A 22073-nucleotide genomic window follows, 5' to 3' on the forward strand; every position below is an offset into this window, starting at 1 on the left:
GAGGTCGAGCGTGCCGGTGTGGTGGGCGGCGGCCACCCCCACGGTGTGCGGCAGCGCGCCGCCCGGGGGGCGGCGCCGGGGGGGGGGGCCCGCCCCCCGGGGGGGGGGCGCGCGGACCGGGGGGTGCGGCGTAGGATCGTCCGTCCGCCCGATCCCGGGGGCCCGCCCCCGGGGACACCGCCGCAACCGACGAGGCCATGCACAGCAACACGGAAACCGCCACCGCCGCCGATTCCGAGACCGTCCGCGACCGCGAGGTCGCCGGGGAACAGCGCCACCTCGACACCGTCTACCACCGGCTGGAGGAGAAGCTCGCCGAGGCCGAGTACATCCTTGAGGACGCCGCCAAGCGGGTCCACGTCGGCACCCCCGGCGCGCTCGCCGAGCGCGACGCCCAGGTCTACCGGGCCGGCGCGCACCTGCAGCGGCTCAACAACGAGTTCGAGGACTTCCTCTTCGGCCGGATCGACCTGCAGCAGGCCGACGCGCCGGAGGAGCACGGGATCCCCTCCGACACCCCGCTCGACCCCGCCGACCCGGCCGTCGCCGAGACCCTGCACATCGGCCGGCTCGGCGTACTGGACGCCGAGTACGGCCCGCTGGTGATCGACTGGCGGGCCCCGGCCGCCGCCCCGTTCTACCGGGCCACCCCGCTGGAGCCCGGCCGGGTGGTCCGCCGCCGGGTCATCCGCTCCAAGGGCCGCCGGGTGATCGGCGTCGAGGACGACCTGCTGCGCCCCGACCTCACCCCCACCCTGGACGGCCGGGAGCTGGCCGTGGTCGGCGACGGCGCGCTGATGGCCTCGCTCGGGCGGGCCCGCAGCCACTCGATGCGCGACATCGTCTCGTCCATCCAGAAGGAGCAGGACGAGGTCATCCGGGCCGCCGCGGCCGGCGCCACGCTGGTCACCGGCGGCCCCGGCACCGGCAAGACCGCGGTGGCCCTGCACCGCGCGGCGTTCCTGCTGTACCAGGACCGCCGCCGCTACGCCGGGGGCATCCTGGTGGTCTCCCCGACCCCGCTGCTGGTCTCGTACACCGAGGGCGTGCTGCCCTCGCTCGGCGAGGAGGGCCAGGTCGCGATCCGCGCGGTCGGCTCGCTGGTGGACGGCATCGAGGCGGCCACCTACGACACCCCGGAGGCGGCCCGGATCAAGGGCTCGGCCCGGATGGTGCAGCTGCTGCGCCGGGCGGCGCGGGCGGCGCTGGAGCTGGGGGCCCCGCAGGAGCTCAAGGTGGTGGCCCGCGGCGAGGTGCTGCGGCTGGACGCGGGCCGGCTGAAGGCCGTGCGCGGCAACGTGGTGGGCTCCGGCGGCACCCCGCTGAACCTGCTGCGCCCGCGCGCCCGCCGGCTGCTGCTGGACGCCCTCTGGCAGGAGGCCACCCGGCACCTGCCGCGGCCGTCCGACCACTACGCGCGCGAGCAGCGCCAGGAGGAGAAGGAGTCGTTCGACGAGTACGTCTCGGACGAGCAGCCCTTCCTGGACTTCCTGGACGCCTGGTGGCCCGCGGTCACCCCGCGCCGGGTGCTCGGCACGCTGAAGCGCACCCGGCACACCAACCGGATCGCCCGCCGCGCCGTCACCCCGGACGAGGCGCGGGTGCTGGCCGAGTCCTGGCGCCGCCTGACCGAGCACGGCGAGGGCGCGCTGTCGCCGCACGACGTGGCGCTGGTCGACGAGCTGCAGGTGCTGCTCGGCGAGCCGGCCCGCCCCAAGGTGCGCGAGGTGGACGCGGTCGACCTGCTGAGCGGGCTGGACGAGGTCACCACCTACGCCGACCGCACCGCCCGCCAGCGCGAGAAGGTGCCGGTGGAGCGCACCGAGTACGCGCACATCATCGTGGACGAGGCGCAGGACCTCACCCCGATGCAGTGGCGGATGATCGGCCGGCGCGCCCGGATGGCCACCTGGACCATCGTGGGCGACCCGGCGCAGTCCTCCTGGCCGTTCCCGGCGGAGGCGCAGGCCGCGCTGGACGAGGTGCTGTCCGGCAAGCCGCGCCGCCGCCACACGCTGACCGTGAACTACCGCAACCCGGCCGAGATCGCCGAGGTGGCCGCCAAGGTGCTGGCGCTGGCCGCCCCGGGCACCCCCTCGCCGAGCGCGGTGCGCCGGGTGGGCGTGGAGCCGCGCTTCGCGGCCGTCGCGGACCCGTCCGCGGAGGCGTTCGGCGCGGCGGCCAGGGCGGAGCTGGAGCGGCTGCTGGCGGAGGTGGACGGCACCGTGGCGGTGGTCGTCCCGATGGAGCGGCGGGCCGAGGCCGCGCGCTGGATCGAGGGCCTGGGCCCGCGGGCGGTGGCGCTGGGCAGCCTGGAGGCGAAGGGCCTGGAGTACGACGCGACGGTGGTCGCCGACCCGACCGGCATCGCGGGGGAGTCCGAGGCGGGCCTGCGGGTGCTGTACGTGGCGCTGACCCGGGCCACCCAGCGGCTGACCGTGCTCTCCGGCCCGGACGACCTCCCGGACGCCGCCGGGGTGCCCGCGCTGCTGCACGGCTGAGGCGGTCGGTCGGCCGTCCGGCGCGGGCCCCGCGCCGGACCGGCTGACGCCGCGTCGGACGCCGAAGGCCCCTCACCGACCGGTGAGGGGCCTCCATGTGACGCTTATGACACCGACCCGCCATGCTCGCCTCGCGGCAAGTGGTCCCTCGAAGGGACGAAGGTTGGGCCCGGGGGCTTGGATCGAGCCGGTGCCTTGTCCAATGTAACGCATCGGCCCGCAGGGGCAAGAAAGCCGACCGCGTCTTGTGGGTTCCGCACACTCAATGAACGTTATTTCTGGCTACCCCTTGGTAGGTGCGACGATCGAGGTCTAGCATGCGCTGCGCAGGGGCTTCAACAAACTGTTGAACCACTTGGCATGCGGACCCCCTCACACCTACCCCAGTGGACCGGAAGAAGGACGTCGATGGCGACGGTGCCCAGTGTCTCGAACTCGATCACGGTGCGGCTGGAGGTCCCGGCCCGGGGCAACGCCGTCAGTGCGATCACCACGGCCGTCGAGTCCTCCGGCGGTTCGGTCACCGGCCTGGACGTCACCGCCTCCGGCCTGGAGGCGCTGCGCATCGACGTGACGGTCGCCGCCTCCTCGGTGGCGCACGGCGAGGAGATCGTCGAGAAGCTCCGCACCATCGACGGCGTCGCGATCGGCAAGGTCTCCGACCGTACCTTCCTGATGCACCTCGGCGGCAAGATCGAGATGTCCTCGAAGCTGCCGATCCGCAACCGCGACGACCTCAGCATGATCTACACCCCGGGTGTCGCCCGGGTCTGCCTGGCGATCGCGGAGAACCCCGAGGACGCCCGCCGGCTCACCATCAAGCGCAACAGCGTCGCCGTGGTCACCGACGGCTCCGCGGTGCTGGGCCTGGGCAACATCGGCCCGGCGGCGGCCCTGCCGGTCATGGAGGGCAAGGCGGCCCTGTTCAAGCGCTTCGCCGGCATCGACGCCTGGCCGATCTGCCTGGACACCCAGGACACCGACGAGATCGTCGCCATCGTCAAGGCGATCGCCCCCGGCTTCGCGGGCATCAACCTGGAGGACATCTCCGCGCCGCGCTGCTTCGAGATCGAGGCCCGGCTGCGCGAGGCGCTGGACATCCCGGTCTTCCACGACGACCAGCACGGCACCGCGATCGTGGTGCTGGCCGCGCTCACCAACGCGCTCAAGGTGGTCGGCAAGGACATCGGCGACATCCGGGTGGTGATGTCGGGCGCCGGCGCCGCCGGTACCGCGATCCTCAAGCTGCTGCTGGCGGCCGGCGTCGAGCACGCCACCGTGGCCGACGTGCGCGGCGTGGTCCACCAGGGCCGCGACGACCTCAACGAGTCGCTGCGCTGGATCGCCGAGCACACCAACCGCTCGGGCCGCACCGGCAGCCTCAAGGAGGCCGTGGCGGGCGCGGACGTCTTCATCGGCGTCTCCGCCCCGAACGTGCTGGACGGCGACGACCTGGCCACCATGGCCGAGAACGCCGTCGTCTTCGCGCTGGCCAACCCGGACCCGGAGGTCGACCCGGCGATCGCCCGCCAGACCGCCGCGGTGGTCGCCACCGGCCGCAGCGACTTCCCGAACCAGATCAACAACGTGCTGGTCTTCCCGGGCGTCTTCCGCGGCCTGCTGGACGCGCAGAGCCGGACGGTCAACACCGAGATGATGATCGCCGCCGCCCGGGCGCTGGCCACCACGGTCGCGGCCGACGAGCTGAACGCGAACTACATCATCCCGAGCGTCTTCCACAAGGACGTCGCCAAGACCGTCGCCGCCGCGGTGCGCGGGGCGGCGCTGGCCGCCGTCCAGGAGGCGCCGGCGCCGGCCCGCCCGACCCCGGGCATCGTCGGCACCCTCGACACCGGCTCCTTCCCCGCCGTCAGCCTCTGAGGAACCGACACCTGCGGCGCCCCGGGCGGCCGCCGTCAAGCCCCGACGGCGTGTCGCCCGGTGTGTCGCGGAGTGGCGTGCGGATCGGTCAAATGACCGATTAGCGCCCATACCCGGCCATCCCCGCCCCGAACCCTTGCGACACAAGGGCGAGGGGCGTGTTTGGGCTTGTCGTGCCTAGGGCGTACGGTAGCCCTGCACGGGGCAGGCGTGTCCGACAAGTACGGAACGTCCCCCTGGCCTTCCGGCGTGTCGTCCCGACCGCCGCCCGCGCCGGTCCGCCGGAGCCGACGGAGCGTCACACCTCCGGCGGGCGGGCGTTGTTCGGGCCGCGACCGCCGGGGCCCGATTGGCTTTCTCGGGGCCGGTCGGGGCAGGATTCGTATCCAGGCAGGCAGGCGGGCCTTCGCGGCACCGCGCGCGGCACGGGGTACGAACCCGGCCCGCGACCACGCATTGCCTGAATGAGCATCGTGTGCGGACCAGCGGCCCGGCCGGGTTCCCCCGGGAGGGACGACCGATGGGCCCCCGCACACCGCAAGCGAACAGACCACAGGAGTACACATGAACCGCAGTGAGCTGGTGGCCGCGCTGTCCGAGCGCGCCGAGGTGACCCGCAAGGACGCCGACGCCGTTCTGGCCGCCTTCGCCGAGATCGTCGGCGAGGTCGTCGCCAAGGGCGACGAGAAGGTCACCATCCCCGGTTTCCTGACCTTCGAGCGCACCCACCGCGCTGCCCGCACCGCCCGCAACCCGCAGACCGGCGAGCCGATCCAGATCGCCGCCGGCTACAGCGCCAAGGTCAGCGCGGGCTCCAAGCTCAAGGAAGCCGCCAAGGGCGCCTGAGTCACCCCTTGAACGCCGAGAGGCCGGGTCCCCCCGAGGGGGCCCGGCCTCTCGCCGTTGCGCGGCGGGCCGCCGGTCAGGCGGTGACCAGCTCGCCGCTGGGGCGCTCGCTGGGCAGCTCGACGTGGGCGCCGAGGTCGCGCAGCTTCTCCATGAAGTTCTCGTAGCCGCGGTTGATCAGGTCGATGCCGTGCACGGTCGAGGTGCCCTCGGCCGCCAGCGCCGCGATCAGGTACGAGAAGCCGCCGCGCAGGTCCGGGATGACCAGCTCGGAGCCGATCAGCTTGGACGGGCCGGAGACGACCGCCGAGTGCAGGAAGTTGCGGGCGCCGAAGCGGCACGGGGTGGCGCCCAGGCACTCGCGGTACAGCTGGATGTGCGCGCCCATCTGGTTCAGCGCGCCGGTGAAGCCGAGCCGCGACTCGTACACCGTCTCGTGGACGATGGACAGGCCGGTGGCCTGGGTCAGGGCGACGACCAGCGGCTGCTGCCAGTCGGTCTGGAAGCCGGGGTGGACGTCGGTCTCCAGGGCGATCGCCTTGAGCTCGCCGCCGGGGTGCCAGAAGCGGATGCCCTCGTCGTCCACCTCGAAGGCGCCGCCGACCTTCCGGAAGGTGTTGAGGAAGGTCATCATCTCCAGCTGGCGGGCGCCGCGGACGTAGATGTCGCCCTTGGTGGCGAGCGCCGCGCAGGCCCAGGAGGCCGACTCCAGGCGGTCCGGCAGGGCGCGGTGGTTGTAGCCCGAGAGCTCGTCCACACCGGTGATCAGGATGGTGCGGTCGGTGCCCATCGAGATGATCGCGCCCATCTTCTGCAGCACGCAGATCAGGTCGACGATCTCCGGCTCGATGGCCGCGTTGCGCAGCTCGGTGACGCCCTCGGCGAGGACGGCGGTGAGCAGGACCTGCTCGGTGGCGCCGACCGAGGGGTACGGCAGCTCGATCCGGGTGCCGCGCAGGCGCTGCGGGGCGACCAGATAGGTGCCCTGGGGGTGCTTCTCGATGGTGGCGCCGAACTGGCGGAGTACCTCGAAGTGGAAGTCGACCGGACGGCCGCCGATGTCGCAGCCGCCCAGGCCCGGGATGAACGCGTGGCCGATCCGGTGCAGCAGCGGGCCGCAGAACAGGATCGGGATCCGCGAGGAGCCGGCGTGCGCGTCGATGTCCGCCACGTTGGCGCTCTCGACGTGCGAGGGGTCGAGGATCAGCTCGCCGTCCTCGTCGCCGGAGCGGACGGTGACGCCGTGCAGCTGGAGCAGGCCGCGGACCACCTTGACGTCGCGGATGTCCGGGACGTTGCGCAGTCTGCTGGGGCCCTGCCCGAGGAGGGCGGCGACCATGGCCTTGGGGACCAGGTTCTTCGCACCACGGACGCGGATCTCGCCTTCGAGCGGGTTTCCGCCGTGGACCAGCAGGACGTCGTCGGTCATCGTTCTCGCAATCCGGGGTGCTGGAGGAGGGGGTGGAGGGCTCGTCGAGGAGCCGCGGTGGCCGGGTTGTCCGGGCGCGTCCGTGCCCGGGCGTGACCGAGTCAGCACCGTATGAGGGCGTCCACCATCAGTAGATGGTAGTAGGCGTCCGGGTGGTTCCCGTGTGCCTCTCCCGTGATGGTGCTCTCTCCGGGTGCCGACACGCCCGCCGATGCGTCCGTACGGGTGTTCGTGCGGTGCCGTCGGACCCCCGGAGGGCGGAGTCTGTGTTGCGGTGCCCACCCGCGGGGGATCTGCGGGATCATGTGAGGCATGACCGCGGCCAACTCGCACGGCGGCCGGTCCCACACCGGCCGATTGCTCGTGGCGACCCCCGTGCTCACCGACCCCAATTTCGCGCGGGCGGTGGTGCTGCTCCTCGACCACGACGCCGAGGGGGCGCTCGGGGTCGTGCTCAACCGGCCCACGCCGGTGGAGGTGGGCAGCGTACTCGACGGGTGGAACGTCCTGGTCGGGCAGCCGCCCGTGGTGTTCCAGGGCGGACCGGTGGCGCTGGACTCGGCGCTCGGGCTGGCCGTCGCGCCGGGGGAGCCCGGCACCGGCGAACCGCTGGGCTGGCGGCGGGTGCACGGGGCGATCGGGCTGGTCGACCTGGAGGCGCCGCCCGAGGTGCTGGCCGGCGAGCTGGGCAGCCTGCGGATCTTCGCCGGGTACGCGGGCTGGTCGCCCGGGCAGCTGGAGACGGAGATCGACAGCGGCGCCTGGTACCTGGTCGACTGCGAGCCGGGGGATATCTCCAGTCCGGAGCCGGAGCGGCTGTGGCGCTCGGTGCTGCGCCGCCAGCGCTCCCCACTGGCGCTGCTCGCGACGTACCCGGACGACCCCACCATGAACTGAGCTGCGGGGGGCCGCCGCGGCGGCACTGGCCCGCTTTCCCGGAGCGCCCATAGACTTGGCACCCATGAGCACTCTTGAGCCCGAGCGCGGCCTCGGCACCGGCACCCTGGTCGAGCCCGTCCCGCAGGTGTCCAACGGGGACGGCGACCACGAGCGCTTCGCGCACTACGTCCAGAAGGACAAGATCATGGAGAGCGCGCTCTCCGGGTCCCCCGTGGTGGCGCTCTGCGGCAAGGTCTGGGTGCCCGGGCGCGACCCGAAGAAGTACCCGGTCTGTCCGATGTGCAAGGAGATCTACGACGGCATCGGCAAGCCGCAGGACGGCAAGGGCGGCGACAAGCAGTAGCCCGCCGGCGGCCGGACCCGCCGCACCGGACGGTCGTGCGCGCGACCGTTTTGCACTGCGGACCATTGTGGTGATTGGTCTATGCCAGTCGGTCGCGGCGGGGGCAGGATGACCGGATGGACCTCATTCCGGCACCCCAGGGTTTCGTCCGCCTCCCGGACGAGGACTTCGCCCTCGACCACACCACGACCCTCACCGCCGCGCCGGCCCTGGCCAGCGCCGAGCGGTGGCTGCGCGCCTCGCTGAGCGCCGCGACCGGCCTGCCGCTGGCGCCGGGCCGCCCGGGCGGGGGCATCGAACTGGTCCACGACGCGGCGCTGGCCGCCGAGGCGTACCGGATCGCGGTGCGCCGCGGGCACGCGGTCGTCACCGCCGGCGGTCCGGCCGGTGCGATCTGGGGCGCCCAGACCCTGCGCCAGCTGCTCGGCCCCGACGCCTTCCGCCGCGCCCCGCTGCGCCGCGACGGCTGGGTCCTGCCCGGCGCCGACATCGAGGACGCCCCCCGGTTCGGCTGGCGCGGCGCCCTGCTCGACGTCGCCCGGCACTTCCTGCCCAAGTCGGACGTGCTGCGCTTCGTCGACCTGCTGGCCGCGCACAAGCTCAACGTGCTGCACCTGCACCTGACCGACGACCAGGGCTGGCGGGTGGAGATCAAGCGCTACCCGAGGCTCACCGAGGTCGGCTCCTGGCGCGAGCGCTCGATGGTCGGCTACCGGCTCGGCGAGCGCCGCGACGACCGCCCGCACGGGGGCCACTACACCCAGGACGACCTGCGCGAGATCGTCGCGTACGCCGCCGAGCGGGCCGTCACGGTGGTGCCGGAGATCGACCTGCCCGGCCACAACCAGGCCGCCATCGCCGCCTACCCCGAGCTCGGCAACACCGACGTGGTGGACACCGCCGCGCTCGGCGTCTGGACCGACTGGGGCGTCAGCCGCAACGTCCTCAACCCCTCCGAGGCGACCCTGCGGTTCTACGAGGGCGTGCTGGAGGAGGTCCTGGAGCTCTTCCCGTCCGAGTTCGTCCACCTCGGCGGCGACGAGTGCCCCAAGGAGCAGTGGAAGGACAGCCCGGCCGCGCAGGCGCGGATCCGCGAACTGGGGCTGGCGAACGAGGACGAGCTGCAGAGCCACGTCATCCGGCACTTCGACCGCTGGCTCGCCGAGCGCGGGCGCCGGCTGATCGGCTGGGACGAGATCCTGGAGGGCGGCCTCGCCCCCGGGGCGGCGGTCTCCTCCTGGCGCGGCTTCGGCGGCGGGATCGCCGCCGCGCAGGCCGGGCACGACGTGGTGATGTGCCCCGAGCAGCACGTCTACCTGGACCACCGGCAGGCGGACGGACCGGACGAGCCGATCCCGGTCGGCTTCGTGCGCACCCTGGAGGACGTCTACCGGTTCGAACCGGTGCCGGCCCAGCTGGACGGGGACGCGGCCCGGCGGGTCATCGGCACCCAGGCCAACCTGTGGTCCGAGTTCACGGACAGCGCCCGCGACGTCGACTACCGGGCCTTCCCCCGGCTCGCCGCGTTCTGCGAGGTCGCCTGGTCGGCGCTGCCCGCCGATCCCGCCGCGCGCGACTGGGCCGGGTTCGAGCGGCGGCTGGGCACCCACCTGGCCCGGCTGGACGCGCTCGGGGTGGAGTACCGGCCGACCGCCGGGCCGCACCCGTGGCAGAAGTGGCCCGGGGTGGCCGGCCGGCCGCTGGACGGTCCGCCGCCGGCGGTCTGAGCCCCGGGCGCCCGTCCGTACGAGCCCTTGTCGCCCGTCCGTCCGAGCCCCGGCCGCCTGGTCGGCCGTCGGTCGCGCCGGCCGGACGGACCGGAGGACGGCCGCCGCGGTGCGCCCGGGGGCGTGCGCCGAGCGCGCCCCTGGCGTACCCCGGGAACTTCCCGGTGGTCATCGGACGTCAAGAACAGATGAACATCTGCTGCGATTCGGCTTGAACCGGGGCAGATACCGCCCGGTATCCGTCCCAATCGGGCAGTCCCGTTCACCGGCCCCGAAATGATCATCGAGCATTGTGTGCCAGAGTTGCCCAACCCGGCCCGATCGCCCGTACCCTACGGGCCAGGCCGGGCTGCCGACGCGGACACCTCGGCCGAAGGCCGCGGGCGGCAGGCGATCGATGAGCAAGTGGAGCACGGTGGGACCCAGGTGAACCGGACGATCATGCTGCCGGCCTCCCTCGACGAGGCCGTCGACGCGCTGGGCGCCACCCCGGCCGCAGTACCCGTGGCCGGCGCCACCGACCTGATGGAGGCCGTCAACGCCGGCCGGCTGCGCCCCGCCGCCCTGATCGGCCTCGGCCGCATCACCGAACTCAGAGGCTGGCGCTACGAGGACGGCGGCACCGCCGTGCTCGGCGCCGGGCTCACCCACGCCCGGATGGACCGGCCCGACTTCGCCGCGCTCATCCCCGCCCTCGCCGACGCCGCCCGCACCGCGGGCCCGCCGCAGGTGCGCAACGTCGGCACCCTCGGCGGCAACATCGTCACCGCCGCCCCCACCGGCGACACCCTCCCGGTGCTCGCCGCCCTGGAGGCCACCGTCACCCTGGCCCGGGCCGGCGCCACCCGCGAGGTCCCGGTCAGCCACCTGCTCACCGGCCTCGACCCGCTTCGCCCCGGCGAACTCCTCACCTGGGTGCGGGTCCCGCTGCTGCACGCCCCGCAGGTCTTCCTCAAGTCCACCGGCCGCAGCGGCCCGGCCCGCGCCACCGCCTCCGTCGCCCTCGTCCTCGACCCGGCCCGGCGCGCCGTGCGCTGCGCCGTCGGCGCCGTCGCCCCGGTACCGCTGCGCCCGCTGGAGGCCGAGGCCTGGGTGGCCGGCTGCATCGACTGGGACGGTTCGCGGGAGATCGACCCCGCCGCGACCGCCGCCTTCGGCGAGTACGTGGCCGCCGCCTGCATCCCCGACAACTACGGCGCCGAAGGCTCCTGGGAGGCCGTCACCGAGGGGCCGAGCGCCGCCGCCGTCCGGCTGCGGCGTACCGTGGCGGTGCTGGCCCGCCGGGCACTGGGAAGGGCGCTGAAGTGAGCACAGACCCCATCGAGACGCTGGACGCGGCTCCGCTCGACCACGCCCCGCACGTCACCCGCGAACTGCGCCCCACCGCCTCGTACACGCTGCGGGTCAACGGCTTCGAACGGCCCGTCGCCGACGCCTGGATCGGCGAGAGCCTGCTGTACGTGCTGCGCGAGCGGCTCGGCCTGGCCGGCGCCAAGGACGGCTGCGAACAGGGCGAGTGCGGCGCCTGCTCGGTGCAGGTCGACGGCCAGCTGGTGGCCGGCTGCCTGGTGCCCGCCGCGCTCGCCGCCGACAGCGAGATCGCCACCGTCGAGGGGCTGTCCTCCGCGGGCGGCGCCAGCGACGTCCAGCAGGCCCTGGCCGACTCCGGCGCCGTGCAGTGCGGCTACTGCACGCCCGGCATGGCGATGGCCGTCCACGACCTGCTGCAGCGCAACCACCGGCCGAGCGACGTCGAGGCCCGGCAGGCGCTCTGCGGCAACCTCTGCCGCTGCACCGGCTACCGGGGGGTGCTCGCCGCCGTCCAGAGCATCGCCGACGCCCGGGCGCTGGAGGCCGAGGAGGCGGGGGAGGCACTCGCCGGGGATGCGGCGGCCGGAGCCGCAGCCGGAGCGGCCGGCGCCGGGCAGGCGGAGCAGCCGCAGACCGCCGCGGACCCGCAGGCCACCGGCGAGCTGCCGGTGTACGAGGACGCCTGGATCGAGCACGTCCCGCAGCCGGCCCCCGCACCGCAGGCCGCACCGCAGCCGCCGGCCGAGGAGGCCGCGCCCGCCGCAGCCCCGTACGGCACCGCCGACGGCCAGGGCGGCGGCTACGACACCGGCGTGTACGACACCGGTGCGCTGCTCGGCCCCGACGCGCTGCACGACACCACCGTGCTCGCACCGATCCGGGACACCGCCGACCCGGCCGCGCAGGGCGTCCCCGCCCACGGCATCCCCGCGCAGCCCGGGCCCGAGCAGGGCTACTACCCCGAGCAGCAGTACTACCCGCCGACCACGCCCGCGCACGGCACCTACCTCCCCGGCGGGCCCGGCGCCGGCTACCCGCAGCCCGGCTACGACGCCGCCACCGCGTACGACGGCCCGGTCTACGAGCCGACCCCCGCCCACGGCACCCCGCTCGACGGCGGGCCGTTCCCGGGCGGGCAGTTCGAGGACCCGGCCTTCGCCGGCCGGGGCTTCGAGCAGCCGGGCTTCGAGAACCAGGGCTACGACGGCCAGGTGTACGAGACCCCGGTCTACGAGGGCCAGGGCTTCGAGCAGCAGGGCTACGACGGCCAGGTGTACGAGGGCCAGGGCTTCCCCGGCCAGACCCCCGGCACGCCCTACGTCCCCACGCCCCCGCACGGCACCCCGGTCGACGGCACCGCCGCCGCCGGCGTACCGTACGGCGCCACCCCCGCCCACGGCATCCGGCTCCCCGAGGACGACCACGCATCATGACCTCGCCGACCGACATCGCGTCAACGAACCAGCAGCAGGACGGCGGCGAGGACGGCGCACCGGAGCCGTACGGTCTCGGCAGCTCGCCGCTGCGCAGCGACGCCCTCCCCAAGGCGCTCGGCATCTACCCGTACGCCGCCGACCTGTGGGCCGAGGGCCTGCTCTGGGGCGCGGTGCTGCGCTCGCCGCACCCGCGCGCCCGGATCGCCTCGATCGACACCTCGGCCGCGCTCGCCCTGCCCGGCGTGCACGCCGTCGTCACCGCCGCCGACCTGCCGCCCGGCCCGGACGGCAGCCCCGACGGCGCCCCGGGCGGGCCCATCGTGGCCGACCGGCCGGTGCTGGCCGCCGGCGAGGTGCGCCACCACGGCGAACCGGTGGCCGCCGTCGCCGCCGACCACCCGGACACCGCGCGGCTGGCCGTCGGGCTGATCGAGGTCGAGTACGAGCTGCTGGAGCCGGTCACCGACCCCGAGCAGGCGTTCACCGCGCCCCCGCTACACCCGGACGGCAACCTCTTCCGCCACCTGCCGCTGCGCACCGGCGACCCGGAGGCGGCCGGCGAGATCGTCGTCGAGGGCCTCTACCAGGTCGGCCGGCAGGACCCGGCGCCGCTCGGCGCCGAGGCCGGCCTCGCGGTGCCCCGCCCGGACGGCGGGGTCGAACTGCACCTGTCCTCCACCGACCCGCACGGCGACCGCGACCGCACCGCCGCCTGCCTCGGCCTGGAGCCGGACCGGGTCCGCCTGGTGGTCACCGGCGTGCCCGGCGCCACCTCCGACCGGGAAGACCTCTCCTTCCAGGTCACCCTGGCGCTGCTGGCGCTGCGCACCGGCCGGCCGGTGAAGATGACCCTCACCCGCGAGGAGTCCTTCCACACCCACACCTCCCGCCACCCGGCGCTGCTGCGCTACCGCCACCACGCCGACGCCGAGGGCCGGCTGGTCAAGGTCGAGGCGCAGATTCTGCTGGACGGCGGCGCCTACGCGGACGTCTCGGCCGAGGCGCTGGCCGCCGCGACCGCCTTCTCGGTCGGCCCGTACGTCTGCCCGAACGTCTTCGTCGACGCCTGGGCGGTGCGCACCAACAACCCGCCGGCCGGCCGGATGCGCGGCGAGGGCGCCCTGCAGGCCTGCTTCGCCTACGAGTCGCAGCTCGACCAGCTGGCCGCCCGGGTGGGCGTCGACCCGGTGGAGATCCGCCGCCGCAACGCCATGGCCACCGGCGACCCGATGCCCACCGGACAGGCCGTCACCTGCCCGGCCCCGGTGGCCGCGCTGCTGGACGCCGTCGCCGAGGAACCGCTGCCCGCCCTGCCGGTGGACGACCCGGACGCCGAGTGGCTGCTGCCGGGTGGTCCCGGCGGGGCCGGCGACCCGGGCGCGGTGCGCCGCGGGATCGGCTACGCGGTCGGCATGGTGCACATGCTGGGCGCCGAGGGCGAGGACGAGGTCTCCACCGCGACCGTCCGGGTCAGCGGCGACCACGCCACGGTGATCTGCGCGGCCGTCGACTCGGGCCAGGGCTTCGCCACCCTCGCCCGGCAGATCGTGCAGAGCGTGCTGGGCGTCAGCGAGGTCTACATCGCGCCGGTCGACAGCGACCAGTCGATCGCCGGGCCCTCCGCCCGCGGCCGGCACACCTGGGTCTCCGGCGGTGCGGTCGAGCGGGCCGCGCTGATGGTCCGCCACCAGCTGCTGCAGCCGATCGCCGCGAACTTCGGGATGTCGGTGGAGCTGTTGCAGATCGCCGACGGCAAGATCACCTCCTACGACGGGGTGCTCGGCATGCCGGTCGCCGAGGCGCTGGAGGGCAAGGAGCTCTGGGCCACCGCCCAGTGCCGCCCGCACCCGACCGAGCCGCTGGACGAGGCCGGGCAGGGCGACGCCTTCGTCTCGATCGCGTTCTGCGCGATGCGGGCCGTGGTGGACGTCGACATCGAGCTCGGCGCGGTCCGGGTGGTGGACGTCACCGTCGCCCAGGACGTCGGCCGGGCGCTCAACCCGCGTCAGATCGAGGACCGGATCGAGGCCGGGGTCGCGCACGGCGTCGGCCTGGCGCTGCTGGAGGAGCTGCGTACCGACGGCGGCCTGCTGGTCAACCCGTCGCTGACCGGCTACCGGCTGCCGACCTCGCTGGACACCCCCGAGGTGCGGATCGCCGCGCTGCTGGAGGAGCGCGACGTGGTCGCCACCTTCGGGGCCAAGGCGGTCGGCGCCGTCCCCGCGGTGGTCGCGCCCGCGGCCGTCGCCGCCGCCGTCCGCGCCGCCACCGGCCTGCCGGTCGGCCGCCTGCCGATCCGCCCCGAGGACGCCGTCACCGGCTGAGCCCGGCCGGGCGGCGGGCCCGCGCCCGCCGTCCGGACGTCCGGATGTCCGCCGGAATCGCCCCGGAATTCCTCGGGGGAATCCGGCGGATTGCTCGGGGAAATGCATGACGAATTGCCGGGCGGCGCCATTCGGGCGCCGACCGGCAATTCGTTCCTGTGGAGGCCATGACGGGAATCGAACCCGTGTAAACCGCTTTGCAGGCGGTTCCCTCAACCACTCGGGCACACGGCCGTGGGGGTGCTGCGACGGGGGTGCTGCGGGGGCGCTCAGGCACAGCGGCAGCAGCGACAGGCGCGACAACACCGGGGAGCGCTGGTACAGGTCCGGGGGGCCGCGGGGGCCGCCGTCCTCCTGTCCATTCCTGCCTCCTGGTCGTCCGCCGTTTCGATGAATTCATCCTGGCCGAATGCCGGGCGGGTCGTCAATATCCCTTTGTAAATTCTGTGTGGCAGCCTGTGCTACCGTCGGGGACAGGTGGCCGTACGCCGGCCGCCCCGGACGAGCGCGTCGTACCCGGTCAGGACAAGACGGCGCAGCACAGCGGCAACCCGGCCGCTGCTGACTGCGGAGGTGCGGCGTCATGGCCTGGCTCGTTCTGATCGTTTCCGGCGTCCTGGAGACCGTGTGGGCGGTCGCCCTGGAATCGTCCAAGGGCTTCACCCGGCTCGTCCCCAGCCTCGTCTTCTCCGTCGCCCTGCTGCTGAGCATGGGCGGTCTGGCGTACGCGATGCGCACCATCCCGATCGGCACCGGCTACGCGGTCTGGGTCGGCATCGGCGCGGTCGGTACGGCGCTGTACGGCATGGCGGTGCTCGGCGACGCGGCGACCGCGGCCCGGATCGGCTGCCTGCTGCTGATCGTCTCCGGCGTGGTGGGCCTCAAGGCGCTGCACTGACCCCGGGCGCTGCGCCGACCCGAGGGGCCGCACCGGCCCGGGGCGCTGCGGGCCGGACGGACCCGCGTCCGGTCAGGAGTCATATCGTCCTACGGGTCTTACGATGTTCCGTATGACCACAGCCTCCCCCACCTCGGTCGACCCCGCCCCGCCGCCCCTCGGCACCGACCCCGGCGACCCCGGTGGCGGGGTGATGGGCCCCCGGTACCGCGCGCTGACCCTGGGGATCGTCTCCGTGGTCCTGCTGCTCGCCTTCGAGGCGACCGCGGTCAACACCGCGATGCCGGTGGCGGCCCGCCGGCTCGACGGCCTGGAGCTGTACGCCTTCGCGTTCTCCGGCTACTTCACCACCACGCTGTTCGCGCTGGTCGTCTCCGGCCAGTGGTGCGACCGGCGCGGGCCGCTGGAGCCGCTCTTCACCGGGATCGCGGTGTTCGGCGCCGGCCTGGTGCTGGCCGGCGCCGCCCCCGGCATGTGGGTGTTCGTCGCCGGCCGGGCCACCCAGGGCCTGGGCGGCGGGCTGGTGATCGTCGCGCTGTACGTGGTCGTCGGCCGGGCCTACCCGGAGCGGCTGCGGCCCGCGGTGTTCGCGGCCTTCTCCTCGGCCTGGGTGCTGCCCTCGATCGTCGGCCCGGTGGTGGCCGGCACCGTCACCGACCAGCTGGGCTGGCGCTGGGTCTTCCTCGCCGTCCCGGTGCTGATCCTGCTGCCGCTCGCGGTGATGGGCCCGGCCCTGTACCGCTCCGAGAAGGAGCAGCCGCCCCGCGCCGACAGCGGCTTCGACCGCCGCCGCACCCTGCTGGCGGCGATGGCCGCGCTCGGCGCCGGACTGCTCCAGTACGCCGGGCGGCGGCTGGACCTGCCCGGGGTGGTCCCGGGCCTGGCCGGGGCGGCGCTGCTGGTGCCCGCCGTGCTCGGCCTGCTGCCGGCCGGGACGCTGCGCGCCGGGCGGGGGCTGCCGACCGTGATCCTGCTGCGCGGCGTCGCGTCCGGGGCGTTCTTCGCGGCGGAGGCGTTCATCCCGCTGATGATGGTCACCGAGCGGGGGCTCTCGCCGACGCTGGCCGGGCTGACCCTGACCAGCGGCGGGCTGTCCTGGGCGCTGGGCTCCTGGCTGCAGGGCCGGCCGCAGGCGGAGCGGTACCGGGAGGCGATGATCCGGGTCGGCTTCGTGCTGACCGCGGTGGCGATCGCGGGGGCTGCGCTGGTGCTGGTGCCGGCCGTCCCGGCCTGGGCGGCGGCGCTCGCCTGGGGCGTCGGCGGGATCGGGATGGGCCTGACGGTGGCGAGCGTCAGCGTGCTGATGATGCGGCTGTCGGCACCGGAGGACGCCGGCGCCGACTCGGCGTCGCTGCAGGTGAGCGACGCGCTCGGGAACGTCCTGCTGATGGGGCTGGCCGGGGCGCTGTTCGCGGCGCTGGGCGGGGGCTCCCCGGCCGCCGCCCACGAGGCCGTCGAGGGCAGCGGCACGGTCGGGGCGTTCGCGGTGATCTTCGCGACGATGGCCGCGGTGGCGCTGCTCGGGGCGCTGCTCTCCGGCCGGGTGCGGCTGCGCCGGAGCCCGGTGTAGCGGTGCTCCGGCGCGGCCCGGGAGGCCCGGGGCTCAGCCCGCGGCGGGCGGGGGCACCGGGCCGGGGGCGCCGAGGAAGTTCTCCCAGCCCCCGGAGGGCGCCTGCCCGGCGGTGAGGCTCTGCAGCTTGCGGAGCACCGCCGGGTCCTGCACCTCCAGCCACTCGACCAGCTGACGGAAGGACACCAGCCGCACCTCCGGCTTGTCGGCGATCGCCCGGATCACGTCCTCGACGGCGCTCATGTAGATGCCGCCGTTCCACTGCTCGAAGTGGTTGCCGATGATGTACGGGGCCCGGTTGGTGGTGTACGTGCGCTCGAAGCCCATCAGGTAGGCGTCCCGGGCCTGGGTCCGGTACGAGGGGTAGAGCGCCGGGTCGGCCCGGGTGTTGCTGCCGGACTGGTTGAACATGATGTTGTAGTCCATCGACAGCACCTGGAAGGTGTGCCCGGGGAACGGGATCGACTGCAGCGGGAGGTCCCAGAGCGCGCCGCCCTGGACCTTCTGCGGCCACACCTGGGTGCCGTTGCCGCTGCTGTCGTACTTCCAGCCGCGCTTGACGGCGGTCGGCAGCAGGTTGCGCTGCCCCTCCAGGCAGGGGGTGCGGCTGCCGATCAGCTCGCGGCGGTAGTCGAACGGCAGCGCCGGCAGGTCGGTGAAGCCGGTGTTGGTGCGCCAGTTCATCACGAAGTCCATGGCCTGCTGGATCTCGCTGTCCCACTCCTCGGGGGACCACTTGCCGACGCCGTTGGTGCCGCAGAAGTGCCCGTTGAAGTGGGTGCCGATCTCGTGGCCCTCCAGCCAGGCGGCGTGCAGGTTCTGCAGGGTGTCGTGGATGTGCTGGTCGGTCAGGTAGCCGATGTCGGAGGCGCCGACCCGGTGCTGCGGCGGGTGGTAGAGGTCCTTCTTGGACTCCGGCAGCAGGTAGATGCCGCTGAGGAAGAAGGTCATCGAGGCGTTGTGCTCGGCGGCGAGCCTGCGGAACCGGGCGAACAGCCCGTTGTCCAGCTCCCCGGCGCCGTCCCAGGAGAAGACCACGAACTGCGGCGGGCGCTCGCCGAGCTTCAGCGGCTCCGGGGTGGGCTGGTGCGGCTGCGGGCCGGTGTCGGAGGTGGAGCCGTCGCCGATCAGGGTGGCGGGCGGCCTGGGTACCGCCGGGGCCGTCGCGGCGTCGGCCGCCCCGTCCTCGGGCCCCGGCTCGCCGCCCGAGCGCCCGTCGCCGGCGCCCCTCGCGCAGCCGGCCGCGAGGGTGGCGGCGGTGGCCGCGCCGGCCGCGAGCAGCGTCCGGCGGGAGAGAGCGTCCATGGTCACTCCGTTCGTGGGGTGGGCAGCGTCCGAATCCGACCGGTCGGACAAATGGGGTGATACGCCTGTGGGCCCGGCCAGCATGGCACCGCGGATGTGACGACCCGGTGATCCACCACGAACGGGCTCGGCTGATCGCCCGTTCGGTGCAGCCTCGGGCGGCGGGACGGCGCCGGGCAGCGGATCCTGACACAGGCTCGGCAGGCCGCGGCGCACCCGCCGGGCGGCGCGGGCGCAAGGCCGCGACGGGTCGAGCAGGGAGGAGCGCCGGGTGGGCGACCGGCCGAAGAGGAGCGCGTGGCCGGGCACCCTGGCCGCCGGGACCGCCGTCGTGCTCGGCGCCTGGCTGCTCGGCGGCGGCGGGCCGGACGGGCTGCCGCCCGCGCCCGGTGCCGGCCAGGCGCTCAGCGGCTTCGCCCCGGTCTCGGTCGTCCCGCCGCTCGGCCCGTCCGGGCCGACCCGGATCCGGATCCCGGCGGTGAAGCTGGACGCCCCGGTCACCGGCCTCGGCCTGGACGGTGCGGGCCGGCTCGCCGCGCCGCCGGAGACCGACCGCAACCTGGCCGGCTGGTACCGCGGCGGCGCCGCCCCCGGGCAGCGCGGCACCGCGATCCTGGCCGGGCACGTCGACCTCGCCGACGGGCCGGCGGTCTTCTACCACCTGGGCGCGCTGCGCCGCGGCGACCGGGTGGAGATCGACCGCGAGGACGGCGCCACGGCCGTCTACCAGCTCTACGCCATCGAGGTGCACGACCGGAAGGACTTCCCCGACGACCGGGTCTACGGGCAGGCCGCGGACGCCCAGCTGCGGGTGATCACCTGCGGCGGCCCCTACAGCGAGGCGCAGGGGTACGCGGGCAACGTGGTCGCGTACGGCTTCCTGGCCGACACCGTGAAGGCGGGCAAGGGGGCGGCCGGGCCCCGGGCACTGCCGGCCGGCTCCTAGGCCGGCCGGCCCCTAGTGCTGCCCGAGCAGGTCGGCGAGGGCGCGGTCGGCGTCCAGGTACCGGTGCTCCTCGCCCTCCGGGACGGCCAGGCGGGAGTGCCACAGGAAGCGGCGCAGGTCGACGGTGTCGAACTGGAGCAGGGCGGTGCCCTCCGGGGTGTGCAGCTCGACCGCGGTGCGCCGGCCGGGCAGCGGCCGGACGTGGACGTCGCCGATCCCCGCGGGCTGCTCCAGGCCGACCGCGAGCAGCCGGCGGCCGAAGACCCACTCGATGTCGGCCGCCGCGCCGTCCTCCGCGTCCGGGCCGGCCTCGTCCAGGGCGTACTCGGCGGGGAAGAACATCCGGACGGCCAGCGGGTCGTCCGCCCGGTACTGCAGGGTGGTCCGGAGCCGGACCCAGCGGTGGGTGGTGACGGCCAGGCGGGCCTGGACGGTCTGCTCGACGGGGGCGGGGTGCACGGCGGTTCCCTTCTGCGGCGGCGCTGCGGCGCCGGCGGTCGTGGGGCCGGGGTGGCGGATGGTGGGGGTGGGCCGGCCTTGCCCGGAGAGAGTGCGGGGGCGGCTGGGGATTACGCGGTTTCCGGGGACTTTTCGAGTGATCTGCGCCACAGCGGTTTTCGGCCGCGCGGGGCCGCGGACGGCCGCGCCGGGGGCCGGTCCTGGCGGCCCGTTCGACGCCGGGCCGGTACGCTGGACCGGTTGCCCGATCGCCGCCCGACCGCGGGGCGGAGCCGCCAAAGCGCCTCTGACCTGCGACGATCCCCCTCGGAGACCGTGAGTACCGCCGCCGCTTCGATGCCGCTCTTCTCCGACGTGCCGCAGTCGCACGCGCCCGTCCGGGCCGGCGGCAGTGCCGCGCCGACCGCCTCGCACCACCTCTCGCCCGCCTTCCCCGGCCGCGCCCCCTGGGGCACCGCCGGCAAGCTCCGGGCGTGGCAGCAGGGGGCCCTGGACACGTACATCGAGAAGCAGCCGCGCGACTTCCTCGCGGTCGCGACCCCGGGCGCCGGGAAGACCACCTTCGCGCTCACCCTGGCCTCGTACCTGCTGCACAACCACCTGGTGCAGCAGATCACCGTCGTCGCGCCGACCGAGCACCTGAAGAAGCAGTGGGCCGAGGCCGCGGCCCGGATAGGCATCAAGCTGGACCCGGCGTACTCCTCCGGGCCGCTCTCCCGGGAGTACCACGGCATCGTGGTCACCTACGCCGGCGTCGGCGTGAACCCGATGCTGCACCGCAACCGCACCGAGGCCCGCAAGACGCTGGTCATCATGGACGAGATCCACCATGCCGGTGACTCGAAGTCCTGGGGCGAGGCCTGCTTCGAGGCCTTCGAGCCGGCCGCCCGGCGGCTCGCGCTCACCGGTACGCCGTTCCGCTCGGACACCAACCCGATCCCGTTCGTCCAGTACGAGGCGGGCGGCGACGGGATCCGCAAGTCGGTCGCCGACTACACGTACGGCTACGGGCACGCGCTGGCCGACCACGTCGTCCGCCCGGTGATCTTCCTCTCGTACAGCGGCAACATGCGCTGGCGCACCAAGTCCGGCGACGAGCTGGAGGCCCGGCTCGGCGAGCCGATGACCAAGGACCTGATCGCCCAGGCCTGGCGCACCGCGCTGGCGCCGCAGGGCGAGTGGATCCCGGCGGTGCTGCAGGCGGCGGACCGGCGGCTGACCGAGGTCCGCAAGGCCATCCCGGACGCCGGCGGCCTGGTGATCGCCACCGACCAGAACACCGCGCGCGCCTACGCCAAGATGCTGCGCGAGCTGACCGGGGAGAAGGCCACCCTGGTCCTCTCCGACGAGACCGAGGCGTCCAAGCGGATCTCCGACTACGCGGCGGGCGACTCCCGCTGGATGGTCGCGGTGCGCATGGTGTCCGAGGGCGTCGACGTGCCACGGCTGTGCGTCGGGGTGTACGCCACCTCGATCTCCACCCCGCTGTTCTTCGCGCAGGCGGTCGGCCGCTTCGTGCGCGCCCGCAAGCGCGGCGAGACGGCCTCGGTCTTCCTGCCGACCATCCCGATGCTGCTGGGCTTCGCCAACGAGATGGAGCTCCAGCGCGACCACGTGCTGGACCGGCCGAAGAAGGAGGGCGAGGGCCTCTTCGACGAGGAGGACCGGCTGCTCGCCGAGGCCGAGCGGGCCAACGACGGCCCGGACGGCGCCGGCGGCGAGGAGTTCTCGTACGAGGCGATCGGCTCCGACGCGGTCTTCGACCGGGTGCTGTACAACGCCATGGAGTTCGGCATGCAGGCGCACCCGGGCAGCGAGGAGGAGGAGGACTACCTCGGCATCCCGGGTCTGCTGGAGCCCGACCAGGTGCAGATGCTGCTGCAGAAGCGCCAGCACCGGCAGATCCAGCGCTCCAAGGGCAAGCCGGCCGAGGAGGCCGACCTGCTGGAGCTGCCCGCCGAGCAGCGCCCGGTGGTCACCCACCAGGAGCTGCGCGAGCTGCGCAAGGAGCTGAACGCGCTGGTCGCCGCCTGGCACCACCGCACCAGCCAGCCGCACGGCACCGTCCACAACGAGCTGCGCCGCCAGTGCGGCGGCCCGCTGACCGCCCAGGCGACGGCGAACCAGCTGAAGGCACGGATCGCGAAGATCCGGGAGTGGGCCGCATAGCGGCTCCGCCGTCCGGGGGCGCTTGCCC

Annotated in this window: 15 protein-coding genes, 1 tRNA gene, 1 pseudogene and 1 riboswitch; of the genes and pseudogenes, 13 read left to right on the top strand and 4 right to left on the bottom strand. The window is 74.4% G+C overall.

What is annotated here, in order from left to right; all coding sequences use genetic code 11:
* The first annotated feature begins 197 nt into the window (after positions 1-197).
* From ACWGB8_RS19640 to ACWGB8_RS19650, 3 genes are all read left to right on the top strand, one after another.
* Positions 198-2501 carry a HelD family protein gene (locus ACWGB8_RS19640; RefSeq protein WP_452214782.1) on the top strand — a complete coding sequence of 768 codons (2304 nt, stop codon included), beginning with the start codon at positions 198-200 and terminating at the stop codon, positions 2499-2501.
* 408 nt (positions 2502-2909) lie between these two features.
* The gene (locus tag ACWGB8_RS19645; protein ID WP_452214783.1) at positions 2910-4382 is read left to right on the top strand and encodes a malic enzyme-like NAD(P)-binding protein; all 1473 of its coding nucleotides are present in this window, start codon (positions 2910-2912) and stop codon (positions 4380-4382) included.
* A 564-nt stretch (positions 4383-4946) separates the two neighbouring features.
* Positions 4947-5228, top strand: coding sequence for an HU family DNA-binding protein (locus ACWGB8_RS19650; protein ID WP_030059737.1), 282 nt, complete (start codon positions 4947-4949; stop codon positions 5226-5228).
* A 76-nt stretch (positions 5229-5304) separates the two neighbouring features.
* Here ACWGB8_RS19650 and murA read toward each other — a convergent pair whose 3' ends face one another.
* A complete protein-coding gene (gene murA, locus ACWGB8_RS19655) occupies positions 5305-6657 on the bottom strand; it encodes a UDP-N-acetylglucosamine 1-carboxyvinyltransferase (RefSeq protein ID WP_452214784.1) in 1353 nt (450 codons plus the stop codon).
* Positions 6658-6969: 312 nt separating this feature from the next.
* Here murA and ACWGB8_RS19660 point away from each other — a divergent pair, with 312 nt between their 5' ends.
* From ACWGB8_RS19660 to ACWGB8_RS19685, 6 genes and pseudogenes are all read left to right on the top strand, one after another.
* A complete protein-coding gene (locus ACWGB8_RS19660) occupies positions 6970-7554 on the top strand; it encodes a YqgE/AlgH family protein (protein WP_452214785.1) in 585 nt (194 codons plus the stop codon).
* 64 nt (positions 7555-7618) lie between these two features.
* Positions 7619-7900: a DUF3039 domain-containing protein gene (locus tag ACWGB8_RS19665; RefSeq protein WP_452214786.1), complete on the top strand. Its 282-nt coding sequence runs from the start codon at positions 7619-7621 to the stop codon at positions 7898-7900.
* A gap of 116 nt (positions 7901-8016) precedes the next feature.
* The gene (locus ACWGB8_RS19670; protein ID WP_452214787.1) at positions 8017-9627 is read left to right on the top strand and encodes a beta-N-acetylhexosaminidase; all 1611 of its coding nucleotides are present in this window, start codon (positions 8017-8019) and stop codon (positions 9625-9627) included.
* Positions 9628-10068: 441 nt separating this feature from the next.
* Positions 10069-10935: an FAD binding domain-containing protein gene (locus ACWGB8_RS19675; RefSeq protein WP_452214815.1), complete on the top strand. Its 867-nt coding sequence runs from the start codon at positions 10069-10071 to the stop codon at positions 10933-10935.
* A gap of 71 nt (positions 10936-11006) precedes the next feature.
* Positions 11007-11457, top strand: a pseudogene (locus tag ACWGB8_RS19680) ((2Fe-2S)-binding protein); the annotation flags it as partial.
* Between the two features lie 910 nt (positions 11458-12367).
* Positions 12368-14698, top strand: coding sequence for a xanthine dehydrogenase family protein molybdopterin-binding subunit (locus ACWGB8_RS19685; RefSeq protein ID WP_452214788.1), 2331 nt, complete (start codon positions 12368-12370; stop codon positions 14696-14698).
* Positions 14699-14857: 159 nt separating this feature from the next.
* On the opposite strand, the gene ACWGB8_RS19690 is transcribed toward ACWGB8_RS19685, so the two are convergent.
* Positions 14858-14932: transfer RNA gene (locus ACWGB8_RS19690), tRNA-Cys, on the bottom strand.
* A gap of 240 nt (positions 14933-15172) precedes the next feature.
* A riboswitch (guanidine-III (ykkC-III) riboswitch) is annotated at positions 15173-15238 on the top strand.
* Positions 15239-15281: 43 nt separating this feature from the next.
* On the opposite strand from ACWGB8_RS19690, the gene ACWGB8_RS19695 reads away from it, so the two are divergent.
* Together ACWGB8_RS19695 and ACWGB8_RS19700 are read left to right on the top strand one after the other, a co-directional pair.
* Positions 15282-15596 carry a DMT family transporter gene (locus ACWGB8_RS19695; RefSeq protein WP_452214789.1) on the top strand — a complete coding sequence of 105 codons (315 nt, stop codon included), beginning with the start codon at positions 15282-15284 and terminating at the stop codon, positions 15594-15596.
* Positions 15597-15708: 112 nt separating this feature from the next.
* Positions 15709-17166 carry an MFS transporter gene (locus tag ACWGB8_RS19700; protein WP_452214790.1) on the top strand — a complete coding sequence of 486 codons (1458 nt, stop codon included), beginning with the start codon at positions 15709-15711 and terminating at the stop codon, positions 17164-17166.
* A 33-nt stretch (positions 17167-17199) separates the two neighbouring features.
* Here ACWGB8_RS19700 and ACWGB8_RS19705 read toward each other — a convergent pair whose 3' ends face one another.
* On the bottom strand, positions 17200-18471 hold the full coding sequence (locus ACWGB8_RS19705) for a hypothetical protein (protein WP_452214791.1): 1272 nt from the start codon (positions 18469-18471) through the stop codon (positions 17200-17202).
* Between the two features lie 271 nt (positions 18472-18742).
* Here ACWGB8_RS19705 and ACWGB8_RS19710 point away from each other — a divergent pair, with 271 nt between their 5' ends.
* Positions 18743-19417: a class F sortase gene (locus ACWGB8_RS19710; RefSeq protein WP_452214792.1), complete on the top strand. Its 675-nt coding sequence runs from the start codon at positions 18743-18745 to the stop codon at positions 19415-19417.
* Positions 19418-19429: 12 nt separating this feature from the next.
* Here the strand turns inward: ACWGB8_RS19710 and ACWGB8_RS19715 are convergent, their stop codons facing one another.
* Complete coding sequence (locus ACWGB8_RS19715) at positions 19430-19876, bottom strand: SsgA family sporulation/cell division regulator (RefSeq protein WP_452214793.1); 447 nt, start codon at positions 19874-19876, stop codon at positions 19430-19432.
* Positions 19877-20212: 336 nt separating this feature from the next.
* Between ACWGB8_RS19715 and ACWGB8_RS19720 the strand changes: the two genes are divergently transcribed.
* Entirely contained in the window at positions 20213-22045 is a 1833-nt protein-coding gene (locus tag ACWGB8_RS19720; protein WP_452214816.1) for a DEAD/DEAH box helicase, read from the top strand.
* Positions 22046-22073 lie beyond the last annotated feature (28 nt).

Source organism: Kitasatospora sp. NPDC054939 (genome assembly GCF_053610105.1).

Coding starts and splice junctions, on each gene's coding strand:
- ACWGB8_RS19695 (WP_452214789.1), top strand. CDS start 15,282: ATGGCCTGGCTCGTTCTGATCGTTTCCGGCGTCCTGGAGACCGTGTGG.
- ACWGB8_RS19670 (WP_452214787.1), top strand. CDS start 8,017: ATGGACCTCATTCCGGCACCCCAGGGTTTCGTCCGCCTCCCGGACGAG.
- ACWGB8_RS19645 (WP_452214783.1), top strand. CDS start 2,910: ATGGCGACGGTGCCCAGTGTCTCGAACTCGATCACGGTGCGGCTGGAG.
- ACWGB8_RS19665 (WP_452214786.1), top strand. CDS start 7,619: ATGAGCACTCTTGAGCCCGAGCGCGGCCTCGGCACCGGCACCCTGGTC.
- ACWGB8_RS19720 (WP_452214816.1), top strand. CDS start 20,213: ATGCCGCTCTTCTCCGACGTGCCGCAGTCGCACGCGCCCGTCCGGGCC.
- ACWGB8_RS19705 (WP_452214791.1), bottom strand. CDS start 18,471: ATGGACGCTCTCTCCCGCCGGACGCTGCTCGCGGCCGGCGCGGCCACC.
- ACWGB8_RS19640 (WP_452214782.1), top strand. CDS start 198: ATGCACAGCAACACGGAAACCGCCACCGCCGCCGATTCCGAGACCGTC.
- ACWGB8_RS19650 (WP_030059737.1), top strand. CDS start 4,947: ATGAACCGCAGTGAGCTGGTGGCCGCGCTGTCCGAGCGCGCCGAGGTG.
- ACWGB8_RS19685 (WP_452214788.1), top strand. CDS start 12,368: ATGACCTCGCCGACCGACATCGCGTCAACGAACCAGCAGCAGGACGGC.
- ACWGB8_RS19675 (WP_452214815.1), top strand. CDS start 10,069: ATGCTGCCGGCCTCCCTCGACGAGGCCGTCGACGCGCTGGGCGCCACC.
- murA (WP_452214784.1), bottom strand. CDS start 6,657: ATGACCGACGACGTCCTGCTGGTCCACGGCGGAAACCCGCTCGAAGGC.
- ACWGB8_RS19700 (WP_452214790.1), top strand. CDS start 15,709: ATGACCACAGCCTCCCCCACCTCGGTCGACCCCGCCCCGCCGCCCCTC.
- ACWGB8_RS19660 (WP_452214785.1), top strand. CDS start 6,970: ATGACCGCGGCCAACTCGCACGGCGGCCGGTCCCACACCGGCCGATTG.